Source organism: Comamonas suwonensis (assembly GCF_012844455.2).
Taxonomy (GTDB): domain Bacteria; phylum Pseudomonadota; class Gammaproteobacteria; order Burkholderiales; family Burkholderiaceae_C; genus Comamonas; species Comamonas suwonensis.
On the sequence record NZ_JABBCQ020000006.1, the window covers coordinates 1 to 11,951 of the forward strand.

Genomic DNA, 11,951 nt, shown 5'->3' on the forward strand with positions numbered 1-11,951 from the left:
CTTTCAGTGTATCACAGTTCTCATCCACTTCGCTGCGACTTTTTTAATCTTGCGAGGCAGTTGTTTGCTGCGATGGGTTGAACTATAGCATAGGTGAAACCCTAGATAGACCAAAACTGACACAAAAGCTTCACGCCTTAAAGGGGTCTTTGCCGTTGATCCCGCCCTTGCAGAAGATAGAGACAGAGGCCTGACGGCCTCTGTCTCTATCTAAGCGCATAGATAATGCGCGCACGATGGCACTGATTACTTTGTTGGACGCTCAATTGGCGTTCGGGCACGTGGCCCTGCTGGACCACGCCACTTTCTCCCTGGAAACCGGCGAACGCGTCGGTCTGATCGGCCGCAATGGCGCTGGCAAGTCTTCGCTGCTCAAAATTTTGGGCGGCCTGGTAAAAGCCGATGACGGTCAGATCCAGGTCCAAAACGGGGTTCGCATTACTTATGTGGCCCAGGAGCCGGACCTGAATCCGGAGCACACGGTCTTTGAATCCGCATCCGACGGTCTGGCGGCTGTGATTACCGTGCGTGAGCGCTATCTGGCTGGTGGCGAGGGCGAAGATCTGGATGTTTTGCAGACCCAGATTGAGGCATATGACGCCTGGAACTGGGAACAGCGCGTAGAAGAAACGCTGCAGCGTCTGCACTTGGATCCAGCCGCACTGGTGGGTAGCCTGTCTGGCGGTACCCGCAAGCGCGTGGCGCTGGCGCAAGCTTTGGTAGCCCGCCCCGATGTGCTGCTGCTGGATGAGCCCACCAATCACCTGGACTTGGACTCTATTGAGTGGCTGGAAGATTTGCTGATTGCCTTCAAGGGAAGCGTCATCACCATCACCCACGACCGCAGCTTTCTGGACCGCATTGCGACCCGCATTGTGGAACTGGACCGAGGCCACCTGCTCTCCTACCCCGGCAACTTTGCTCAGTACGTGGTGCAAAAAGAAGAACAGCTGGCTCAAGAGGCGGTAATCAACGCCAAGGCAGACAAGCTGCTGGCCCAAGAAGAAATCTGGATTCGCAAGGGCGTGGAAGCCCGCCGCACCCGCAGCCAGAGCCGCATCACCCGCTTGCAAGAAATGCGTGCCAATCGCTCCGCCCGCCGGGATGTGCAAGGCAGCGTGAACATGGATATTTCCTCTGGCAAGGGCGATAGCTATCAGGGCAAGATCGTGGCCGAGCTGACCGATGTCAGCAAGACCTACGGCGAAAAGAAGATTGTTGAAAAGTTCAGCGGCACGATTTTGCGTGGCGACAAGGTCGGTCTGCTCGGCCCCAATGGCGCTGGCAAGACCACGCTGCTGAAGATGATCCTGGGCGAGCTGGCACCGGATAGTGGCAATGTGCGCCTGGGCGCCAATATGCAAGTGGCCTACTTTGACCAGATGCGCCACCAAGTCGATCTGGACGCAACGCTGGAAGACTTCATCAGCCCCGGCAGCGAGTGGATTGAAATTGGCAACCAGAAGAAGCACGTCAAGAGCTATCTGAGCGACTTCCTGTTCTCGCCCGCGCGTGCGCATTCTCCCGTGCGTTCTCTGTCGGGTGGCGAGCGCAACCGTTTGCTGCTAGCCCGTTTGTTTGCCCGCCCTGCCAATGTACTGGTGCTGGACGAGCCGACCAACGACCTCGACATCGAGACGCTGGACATGCTGGAAGACCTGCTGCAAAGCTACGACGGCACCGTCTTCCTGGTCAGCCATGACCGCACCTTCCTCGACAACGTCGTCACCAGCACCATTGCCTGGGAAGGCCCTGGCCACTGGCGTGAATACGAAGGCGGTGTGACGGACTGGATGGAGCAATCTCGCCGCAGCAAGGCGATTGCAGCAGCCGCCCAGCCCAAGAGCACTCACAAGGAAGAGGCCAAGCCTGTGGCAGCGCCCGCCGAAAGCGTGGCCAGCCCCAAAAAGAAGCTCAGCTACAAAGAGCAGCGTGAGCTGGAAACCCTGCCCGCCCAGATTGCGGCACTGGAAGCCGAACAAAAGCAGATTCAGGAAGTGCTGGCGAACGGCAATCTGTTCTCCACCGACAACGCCAAGGCCGTTGCCATGCACCAGCGTGATGCGGAAATTGACGAAGCGCTAATGGAAGCACTGGAGCGCTGGACAGCCCTGTCCGCCTAAGAACAGCAGCAGACCGCTGCAATCAATAGAAGAGCGCCTTGCGCTTGTCTATCAAGGACTTTGGCTACTCATATAGCGAAGACCCTTGAATGACAGGCGCAAGGCGCTCTCTTTTTATTTAGCTTTTAGATGCGGTGATGCACTTGATCGGAGCCGCCGCGCAGCTTGATCAGCAGGGCTTGCGCAATTTGCGGCAGGGGCAGCACCTCGTCAGCCGCGCCACGGGCAATCGCTTCGCGCGGCATACCGAAGACGATGCAGGTGGCTTCGTCTTGCACGAGGTTGTAGCTGCCTGCGTCACGCATCTCGCGCATGGCGGCTGCACCATCGGCCCCCATGCCTGTGAGCATGATTCCGTAGGCGTTACGACCCGCATTGGCCGCCACAGACTTGAACAGTACCTCGACGGAGGGCTTGTGGCGGTTCACCGGCGGCGCATCATCGACCACGGCCACATAGTTGGCACCGCTGCGGCTGATAGAGAAATGCTTGCCACCGGGGGCGATATAGGCGTGGCCGGGCAGCAAGCGTTCGCCATGGGTCGCTTCCTTCACCGTCATCTGGCACAGACTGTTAAGCCGCGCCGCAAAGCTGGTGGTGAAGCCCGGCGGCATATGCTGGGTGATGACGATGGCCGGGCAATCGGCAGGCAAATGGGTCAGCACTTCACGAATCGCTTCTGTGCCGCCCGTGGATGCGCCAATGGCAATGATTTTCTCGGTGGAAACTCTCCCCAGCAGCGTGGGTACGGCTGACAGGCGGGCCACAGCAGGTTTGGCACCCGCAGCCACACCATGTGGTGCCACCGGCAGGCGATGCACCTGAGCGACCGCCGCCACACGAATCTTGTCCACGATCTGCGTGGCAAGCTCCTGCAAACCATTGGCCACCCCCACACGGGGCTTGGCCACAAAGTCAATGGCTCCCAGCTCCAGTGCACGCATGGTGACTTCAGCGCCGCGCTCGGTCAGCGTGGAGATCATCACCACCGGCATGGGGCGCAGGCGCATGAGACGCCCCAGAAAGTCAATGCCATCCATACGGGGCATTTCCACATCCAGCGTGATGACATCGGGATTCAGTTCACGGATCATCTCGCGCGCGATCAGCGGATCATTGGCCGATCCAATGCATTCCATATCGTGCTGACGGTTGATGATCTCGGCCAACAAACTGCGCACCAGCGCAGAGTCGTCCACCACGATCACCCTGATTTTTGGCTTTAGCAAAGCTCAACCTTCCTCAAAACAGATCCACCGAGCCACCCGCCGTGTTGCGCGCAACGACAGCGGCGCTGCCACGGCTGATTTCCTGCTGCACCAGCGCTTCAGGATGGGCATGGGCCAGTCGTTTGACCATGGCCTTGCCGGTGGATGGAAAAAAGACCACTTTGCGCGGGTAAATATCCAGCACGTCCTCAGAGACGATAGGAATGCGCTCGGTCTGCAAATACTTTGTCACAAAATCTGTGTTGCGTTCACCCACATTCATGGTCGTGAAGTTGGCCATGACCTGAGCGCCGCCGAAAACCTTGGCCTGCATGGACTCGCGCCGTGCGCCCATCTTCAGCATCTCGTTGATCAGCAACTCCATGGCGTAAGAGCCATAACGGCCCGAGACATCTCGGCTGTCACCCTCGGGCAACATGAAGTGATTCATGCCGCCAATGCGCATGAATCGGTCCCACAAACAGGCTGCAATGCAGGAACCCAGCACGGTGACGATGGCCATCTCGTCGCGCGAGACAAAATATTCGCCCGGCAGCACCTTGGCGGAATTGAGCTGAAAGTGCGGGTCGTAATAAAAGAACGAGGCTTCACCCGGCTGGCGTGGCCTACGCTTGAGCTGCTCCAGCGATGACACCGGCGCTGTTGCTGCTGGCTCAGAATAGGGCTGCCCCATATAGGCAGGACTGCGCAAAGACCGGCCTGCGGCGCCAGCACCCGGCATATCCGGCGGAGAGCTCAGATTCCTCATGATTGGCGACCCTGCCCTTCAGACTCATTGACGCTCATAAACGGTCTTCCCCTTGAGAGCGAACAGATCTCGCGCGTCGCTGAAATTCTCGGCATGGCCCACAAACAGCAGCCCGCCGGGTTTCAGCACCTGATGGATACGCTCCAGCACACGGCGCTGAGTCGGCGCATCAAAGTAAATCATCACGTTACGGCAAAAGACCACGTCGAATGTCTCGCGAAACGGCCAGTCGCCCGCAATCAGGTTGACGTTGATGAAATCCACCATCTGACGCAGCTCGGGCTTGATGCGAACCATGCCTGAGTTGCCGGAGCGCCCACGCAAAAAGAAACGGTGCAGCCGCTCGGTGCTGACGCCCTTGACGCTTTCAGCCCGGTACACGCCACGCGATGCCGTCTCCAGCACGCGGGAATCAATGTCGCTGGCCGTCAGCTGAAAGCTGGTCGATGCACCCAGACTCTCCACCGCCGTCATCAGAATGGAATAAGGCTCCTCGCCCGTCGATGCCGCGCTGCACCACACCTTCCAGCCATTGCCACCCGGCTTATGGCTACGCAGGTGCTGGGACAGAATTTCAAAATGGTGCTGCTCGCGAAAGAACGCCGTCAGATTGGTGGTGAGCGCATTGACGAACTCCTGCCACTCCGGCCCATCGTTAATCGACTCCAGCCAGTCCAGATAGCTGGCAAAGCTCTCATGTCCTGTCTCGCGCAAGCGACGGGACAGACGGCTGTAGACCATGGCGTGCTTGCCATCATGCAGACTGATGCCGGCATGTTTATAGATCAGTGTCTGAACGCGGGAAAAGTCACGGTTAGACCAGACAAACTCGCGCCCCTGAGTCAGCGGGCCAGACAAATGGTCTGGCGACGCATCGTCATCCTGCACCAGATGGGCAGGAGCTTTGTTGGATGAAGCGCTACGCCCCAGATTCAGCACACAGGCCTCTGGATCGCTCAGGCTTCAGAGGCCACCAGGCCCATGTCGACATTGCCCATGAGCTTTTCAATGTCCAGCAAGATGAGCATGCGTTCGCCCACCGAACCCAGGCCCAGAATGCAGCCACTGTCGATGGCGCTTTCGATATCGGGTGCGGGGCGCACGGCATCCGCGGCCAGCTCCATCACATCGCTGACCGAGTCCACCACAATGCCCACCACGCGGCGACCCAGATTCAGAATGATGACCACGGTGAAAGCGTTGTACTCCACTTCAGAGCAGTTGAAGCGCAGGCGCATGTCCACGATAGGCACGATGGTGCCGCGCAGATTGACCACGCCCTTGATGAATTCGGGCGCATTGGCAATGCGTGTGGGCGGCTCGTAGCCACGGATTTCCTGCACCTTCAGAATATCGATGCCGTACTCCTCAGCACCCAGGCGGAAGGTCAGATATTCGCGTGAGCCCGTGGTCAGGCCTTCGGCAGTCTTGTTGAGGATGTTCATGTCAGCTCTCTCTGGGTTATTCAGGTTGGTTCAGTCGCGGCGTGGCTTGGCTCAAGCCAGGCTCAATGGTCAATGGCGGGTTCGGCGCACCAGAGCGCCGGTATCCAGAATCAGTGCCACGGATCCATCACCCAGAATGGTGGCGCCCGAGACATTGGGCACCTTGCGGTAATTGCTCTCCAGGTTCTTCACCACCACTTGGTGCTGCCCCAGCAGCTCGTCCACCAGCAGGGCGACACGGCTGCCGTCGGCTTCGACCACCACCATGATGTTGCTGGTCTCGTTCTCATCGGCGCGCGGCACCTGGAAGGTTCGCTCCAGCGCAATCACAGGCATGTATTCATCACGCACCTTGACCAGCTGCGTACCGTTGGCCACGGTGTTCACATCATCGCCCTTGACCTGGAAGGACTCCACCACAGAGGACAGGGGGAGGATGTAAACCTCCTCGCCCACACCGACCGACATGCCATCCATGATGGCCAGTGTCAGCGGCAGGCGCACCGAAACCTTCATGCCCTGACCGGCGACGGAGTCAATCTCCACCGTTCCGCCCAGCGAGCTGATGTTTCGCTTGACCACATCCATGCCCACGCCTCGGCCCGACACATCGGTCACCACATCTGCGGTAGAAAAGCCTGGCGCAAAAATCAGCATCCAGACTTCGCTGTCAGGCATGCTGTCAGAGACATCCATGCCGCGCTCGCGCGCCTTGCTCAGAATCTTCTCGCGGCTCATGCCCTTGCCGTCGTCACGCACCTCAATGACGATGGAGCCTCCCTGATGCGAGGCTGCCAGCGTCAGCGTGCCGTTTTCAGACTTGCCAGCCGCCAGTCGCTCCTCCGGCATTTCAATGCCGTGGTCCACGCTGTTGCGCACCAGATGGGTCAGCGGGTCAGTGATCTTTTCGACCAGGCCCTTGTCCAGCTCGGTGGCTTCGCCCAGTGTGATGAAGTCCACCTTCTTGCCCAGCTTGCCCGCCAGATCACGCAACATGCGCGGGAAGCGACTGAACACGGTGGACATGGGAATCATGCGGATCGACATCACGGACTCCTGCAAATCCCGCGTGTTGCGATCCAGATCGGCCAGCCCCGCCAGCAGTTGTTGATAAGCCGTAGGGTCCAGACCCTGGCTGTTCTGCGCCAGCATGGCCTGTGTAATCACCAGCTCGCCGACCAGATTGATGAGCTGGTCCACCTTCTTCACATCCACGCGGATGCTGGTGGACTCCATATGCGCAGCGGCCGCCTTGGGTGCAGCCTTTTGTGCCCCTGCCGCAGCTGGGTCTTGCGCTGAACGCTCTTGATTCAATAGCGCATCAGGGCTGCCAGGTGCTCCGGCAAAAAAGCCATAGGCTTCCTCTGCCGACAGGTGGACGGAAGGCGTAGCCTGCTCATCATCCCCGGCCACAATCGCGTCAGGCTCAGCTACCGCAGCCTCAACCTCAGAGACAGGGACTACGAGCTGTTGTGTCAGCTCCTTGATCTGCACCTGCTCTTTGGAGACGTGGAAAACGAACAGATCACGCAATTCGTCATCGGTAGAAACGGTTCTGACCTCAAACAGGCGGTAATCCGGCTTGCTGCTGACCTGATCCTGAATCGTGCCCAGACCAGGAATATCGCGGAACAGCTCCTTGATGGCATCGCCCAGCTCCAGCTTGGGCAGTGGGCCAATGTCGATGTGCAGCACGCGTGCACCTTCGGGTGGCTCCGTGCCGATCACGACGCCGGGCGCTGCGACCTGAGCGGGAACAGAAACTGGCACAGGCGCTACAACAACAGGAGCTGCTTGCGTTTTATCAGCAACGGCTGCAGCACGATTAACCTGTGGAATCTCCGTCAAACCCTGGGCCAGTGCTTCAATGCGCACCACCAGTTCGGCAGTGGATATCGGCTCGCCCTCATCACCCGACTGGTGACGTGCCAGCAGGCTGCGGCTGGCGTCTGCAGACTCCAGCAGTACATCCACCATGGCGGGAATAGGCGTGATTTCATGGCGACGCAGGCGGTCCAGCAAGGACTCCATGCGGTGCGTCAGCTCGGTCACGTCTGAGAAGCCAAAGGTTGCCGCCCCCCCCTTGATGGAGTGGGCGCAGCGAAAAATGCCGTTGAGTTCTTCGTCATCGGCGGCCGACAAATCCAGGCTGAGCAGCATCTGCTCCATCTGGTCGAGGTTCTCGCTGGCCTCCTCGAAAAAGATTTGATAGAACTGGCTAAGGTCAAAGTCCGCGCCCGAACCTGTGCCATCCTGGTGTGTATCCGCCATGGTGTTTCCTGCTGTGATTCGTTGTTATCGGCTTAACGGAGGACTTTCTGAATGACTTCAATCAAACGATTGGGGTCAAAAGGCTTAACCAGCCAGCCCGTAGCCCCTGCAGCACGGCCTGCCTGCTTCATCAAATCGCTGGATTCCGTCGTCAAAATCAAGATGGGCGTGCCCTTGAACTTGGGGTCTTCACGCAGCTTGCGGGTGAGGCCAATGCCGTCAAGGCGCGGCATGTTCTGGTCGGCCAGCACCAAATCTATGCTTTCTGCCTGGGCTTTTTCCAGCGCATCTACACCGTCGACGGCCTCCACCACCTTAAAGCCAGCACTGCTCAATGTGAAAGAAACCATCTTTCGCATCGAGGGGGAATCATCAACAGCCAGAATCGATCGCATGTACAGCTCCAACAGACGGGCAACAGTAAACAGGGTAGAAGGTCAAAACAGCTCTACAGAGCCGGCATCCATCTCGCTTTGCGTGACGGGGTTGGGTTTCTCGGGCAGGCTCGGCAGGCAGACGTCTGTTTCTGCCTCGTCCTCATCCGTACCCATGGCAGCAGCCCCCAGCCTGAAAGCGCAGGCTTGCAAGGTATGCGCCATGTGAGCAATCAATTGTGAAGACATATCGTGGAACTGCAGCTCGGTGACGGCCAGGCGCAGCGCCTCACGCGCCGAGTCCAGTCCTGCCGTATTCAGCAGAGCAGGGTGAGACAATTGGCCGTTGGCCTGCTCAAAGCGCTCAAGCAAATTATGCGTGGCATGGTCCAGCAGCCCCTCAAGCCGCTGCAAGTCACGCAGCGTGACCAGCAAGGCATCTTGCAGCTCCGCAGCCACCATCACCGGCACGGCAACCGCAGGCACACCCGATGGGTTTTGCATTGTCTGCATCGTTACTCCAACTGCGAAAAACCTTCATGACGACCACGCCGCCATGCACCACGAAATAAACAGATCAGAAGCCCTTGCCGCCGCTGGTCAGTCCTGACCTGACGACTATTGCTCCAATGTTCCAAAATGTATCCAATGATAGCGTTCTTGGCGATGTGCAATTACAGGATCAGCACGTGAAAATCCTCCATATTGAAGACTCTGTCGCAGATCAGGCCCTGGCGCGGCTGAGTCTCAAGCGCGGACCGCTGTCCTGCACCCTCACGGCGGTAGACACTCTGCCCGCTATCGAAGACGCTTTGCAGAAACAGACGTTCGACCTGATTCTGGCGGACTACTACCTGCCCGGCTTCACGGCGCTGGATGTCTGGGAACTGGTTCGCACCCGCGCCGACGCCCCGCCATTTGTGCTGCTGTCGGGTGCCATTGGCGAATCGGCGGCGGTGGATATCATGCGACTGGGCATCAGCGACTACCTGCTCAAAGACCAGATCAGCAGCCTGCCCCATGTCATCCAGCGCGCGATGGAAGTGCACGAAGCCCGGCTGGCACGCCGCCGTGCCATGCAGGAGCTGGCCCAATCCGAAAAGCGCCTGGCCGAACTGACCGAGCACCTGCACACCAGCATTGAGCAAGAGCGGGCCAATATCTCGCGCGAGATTCATGACGATATTGGTGGCTCGCTCACCGCCGTCAAGTTCGATCTGGCATGGATGAGCCGCAACAGCCCTGAAGGCGCGCTGCGCGAGCACGCCCAGTCGGCACTGGCAATGCTGGAGCACGCACTGGGTGCCAGCCAGCGCATCATGCAGAACCTGCGTCCGCCAGTGCTTGACCAAGGGCTGGTCGCAGCCGTGCAATGGTTGACTCAGGACTTTGAGCGTCGCACCGGCATCCCCGCCCAGCTGCACACCAGCCGCGAGCACATGGAGATAGCCCCCGCTCAGCAGGTCGCCGTGTACCGCACGGCGCAAGAATCGTTGACCAATATCAGCAAATACGCACAAGCCAGCCGTGTGACGCTGGATTTATCCGATCACGAAGGTTTTTTGACACTGGAAGTAACAGATAACGGGGTAGGCTTGGCCCCAGAAGCCCGTGAAAAGACCCAATCCTTCGGGCTTCGTGGGTTAAGTGAGCGCGCACGAACAGTCAACGGATGGCTGGATGTGAGTAGCCACCCCGGTCGAGGAACCTCTATCATCCTCACCATTCCTCTGACTGATACCGACACATGAGCAACGCACTATGGCTAGTTGAGCCTTGGCGAGCTGTTTACCTGGGAGGTGTACCTTGATTCACGTCGTGCTATGCGATGACCATGCCATTTTGCGACGAGGCATACGCGACACCCTGGCCGAGGCCACGGACATCATCGTCACCGCCGAAGCAGGCTGCTACGCCGAACTGCGCGAGCAACTGCGCACTGCTACCTGCGATGTGCTGCTGCTGGACATCAACATGCCCGGTCGCAGTGGTCTGGAAGTGCTGGCCAGCGTGCGCGAAACCCACCCGCACATCCACGTCATCATGGTCTCTATGTACCCCGAGGATCAGTACGCCCTGCGCAGCATCAAGGCCGGCGCGGCGGGCTATGCCAACAAGGCGGGCGACCCGGTGCAGCTGATCGAAGCCGTGCGTATCGTGCAAAGCGGCCGCAAGTACCTAACCCCCGAAGTGGCCCAGATGCTGGCCGAAAGCTTGGCACAGCCCGTTGCCCCCGTGCCCCACGAAACCCTGTCCGAGCGTGAAATGCAGACTTTGCTGAAGATTGCCAGCGGGCAGAAGCAGACGGATATTGCGCAGGAGCTGATGCTGAGCCCCAAGACGGTGAGTGTTTATCGGGCCCGAGTGCTGGAGAAGCTGGGGATGAGTAGCAACGCCGAGTTGACGGCTTACGCGATCCACAACAAGCTGATCTAGCCCTGCACTTATCTAGCTCTAGTGCTTATGCATCAAGCGGCAGCAGCTATCTTTTTGATAGATATGCTACGTGCTTGCTTTGCCCTGTTACCCATTCCGAGAAACCCGGCTTCTGCAAGCGAATCGGGTATGCAGCCTAACCCGCCCATCAAACCCCAAAAACCGCGACACCCTTCAGTAACAGCTCCACCATAGGCTGCTCCATCAGCGGCAAAGTCGCCACCAGCCCCACCAGGCCCACGGTCAGCGTGACCGGGAAGCCCACTGCATAAATATTCATCTGCGGCGCAACGCGGGAGATGATGCCCAGCACCAGGTTGACGAACAGCAGCATCGCCACCATAGGCAGCGCAATCCAGAAGGCACTGGCAAACACCGCACTGCCCATCTCGTGAATGCGCATCTGCGAGAGGGCCTGCAAAAAATTGCCATCCACCGGGAAGGCCTCAAAACTCTTGAGCACGGCCATCAGCACCAGCAAGTGGCCGTTGATGACAATGAACAACAGCGTCGCAATCTGCACCATGAAGCGCGCCACGGCGCTGAGCTGTGCGTTACTGGTGGGGTCGAAGAATGAGGCGAAGTTCAGACCCATTTGCAGACCCACTACTTCACCGGCCACTTCGATAGCGGCCATGACCAGGCGCACGGCAAAACCGACGGATAAGCCGATGACCACCTGCTGCACCAATGTGCCCAAAGCTTGCGCCGAGGCGATGCTGACCACTGGCTGCTCGCCCAGCATGGGCTGCGCACACAGCGCGACCAGAAAGGCCAGCCCGACCTTGAGCCGCATGGGAATGGCTTTTTGAGAAAAAACAGGGGCTGTGGTGAACAGCGCCAGCACGCGCACAAAAGGCCAGATCAGGGGCGAGAGCCAGGCCGCAATCTGGGCTTCGCTGAAGGTAATCACTTCAGTGACTCCACAGCGCTTGAAATAGCGCACACACTAAGAAACCGCTGCGGCCAAAGCAAGGGATGCCAAGCAAGGGCCGCCCCGCAGCGAAGGCATCGTCCTCCTTCAGTGGGAAGCCGCAAAGCGGCACAGGGAGTCATCCCACGGCTCCGGGGATGCCCTCAATAGTGCGGCGAATGAAATCCACCAGCGTGGACAGCATCCACGGCCCGGCCACGGCGAACACCGCCACGGCGGCCAGCAGCTTGGGCACAAAGGCCAGTGTGGCTTCATGCACCTGCGTGACGGCTTGAAAAATGCTGACAAGCAGGCCCACACCCATGACCACGCCCAGCACCGGCATGGAAATCATGAGCAGCAAAGTCAACGCCTCGCGGCCAAAGGTCAATACAAATTGAGAGGTCATGAC

General features: G+C 58.9%; 12 protein-coding genes. 3 read left to right on the forward strand and 9 right to left on the reverse strand.

Translation table 11 applies throughout. The features are described 5' to 3' along the window. Nucleotides 1-236: 236 nt before the first annotated feature. On the forward strand, nucleotides 237-2,123 hold the full coding sequence (locus tag HF327_RS08130) for an ATP-binding cassette domain-containing protein (protein ID WP_169107768.1): 1,887 nt from the start codon (nucleotides 237-239) through the stop codon (nucleotides 2,121-2,123). Nucleotides 2,124-2,248: 125 nt separating this feature from the next. On the opposite strand, the gene HF327_RS08135 is transcribed toward HF327_RS08130, so the two are convergent. From HF327_RS08135 to HF327_RS08165, 7 genes are all read right to left on the reverse strand, one after another. Further along, complete coding sequence (locus HF327_RS08135) at nucleotides 2,249-3,352, reverse strand: protein-glutamate methylesterase/protein-glutamine glutaminase (protein WP_198460447.1); 1,104 nt, start codon at nucleotides 3,350-3,352, stop codon at nucleotides 2,249-2,251. 13 nt (nucleotides 3,353-3,365) lie between these two features. After that, the gene (cheD, locus tag HF327_RS08140) at nucleotides 3,366-4,100 is read right to left on the reverse strand and encodes a chemoreceptor glutamine deamidase CheD (RefSeq protein ID WP_169107769.1); all 735 of its coding nucleotides are present in this window, start codon (nucleotides 4,098-4,100) and stop codon (nucleotides 3,366-3,368) included. Nucleotides 4,101-4,124: 24 nt separating this feature from the next. Next, a complete protein-coding gene (locus HF327_RS08145; RefSeq protein ID WP_169107770.1) occupies nucleotides 4,125-5,039 on the reverse strand; it encodes a CheR family methyltransferase in 915 nt (304 codons plus the stop codon). Between the two features lie 17 nt (nucleotides 5,040-5,056). After that, nucleotides 5,057-5,545, reverse strand: a complete 489-nt coding sequence (locus tag HF327_RS08150; RefSeq protein WP_169107771.1) for a chemotaxis protein CheW — start codon at nucleotides 5,543-5,545, stop codon at nucleotides 5,057-5,059. A gap of 69 nt (nucleotides 5,546-5,614) precedes the next feature. Continuing rightward, a complete protein-coding gene (locus HF327_RS08155) occupies nucleotides 5,615-7,816 on the reverse strand; it encodes a chemotaxis protein CheW (RefSeq protein ID WP_169107772.1) in 2,202 nt (733 codons plus the stop codon). Nucleotides 7,817-7,848: 32 nt separating this feature from the next. Beyond that, the gene (locus HF327_RS08160; RefSeq protein ID WP_169107773.1) at nucleotides 7,849-8,211 is read right to left on the reverse strand and encodes a response regulator; all 363 of its coding nucleotides are present in this window, start codon (nucleotides 8,209-8,211) and stop codon (nucleotides 7,849-7,851) included. Between the two features lie 42 nt (nucleotides 8,212-8,253). Then, the gene (locus HF327_RS08165; RefSeq protein WP_169107774.1) at nucleotides 8,254-8,703 is read right to left on the reverse strand and encodes a hypothetical protein; all 450 of its coding nucleotides are present in this window, start codon (nucleotides 8,701-8,703) and stop codon (nucleotides 8,254-8,256) included. A 116-nt stretch (nucleotides 8,704-8,819) separates the two neighbouring features. Here HF327_RS08165 and HF327_RS08170 point away from each other — a divergent pair, with 116 nt between their 5' ends. Then, nucleotides 8,820-9,941: a hybrid sensor histidine kinase/response regulator gene (locus HF327_RS08170; protein WP_169107775.1), complete on the forward strand. Its 1,122-nt coding sequence runs from the start codon at nucleotides 8,820-8,822 to the stop codon at nucleotides 9,939-9,941. A gap of 55 nt (nucleotides 9,942-9,996) precedes the next feature. Continuing rightward, nucleotides 9,997-10,626: a response regulator gene (locus HF327_RS08175; protein WP_169107776.1), complete on the forward strand. Its 630-nt coding sequence runs from the start codon at nucleotides 9,997-9,999 to the stop codon at nucleotides 10,624-10,626. 148 nt (nucleotides 10,627-10,774) lie between these two features. Here the strand turns inward: HF327_RS08175 and fliR are convergent, their stop codons facing one another. Together fliR and fliQ are read right to left on the reverse strand one after the other, a co-directional pair. After that, nucleotides 10,775-11,539, reverse strand: a complete 765-nt coding sequence (gene fliR / locus HF327_RS08180; protein ID WP_169107777.1) for a flagellar biosynthetic protein FliR — start codon at nucleotides 11,537-11,539, stop codon at nucleotides 10,775-10,777. A 139-nt stretch (nucleotides 11,540-11,678) separates the two neighbouring features. Beyond that, the gene (gene fliQ, locus HF327_RS08185; protein ID WP_169107778.1) at nucleotides 11,679-11,948 is read right to left on the reverse strand and encodes a flagellar biosynthesis protein FliQ; all 270 of its coding nucleotides are present in this window, start codon (nucleotides 11,946-11,948) and stop codon (nucleotides 11,679-11,681) included. Between the last annotated feature and the right edge of the window lie 3 nt (nucleotides 11,949-11,951).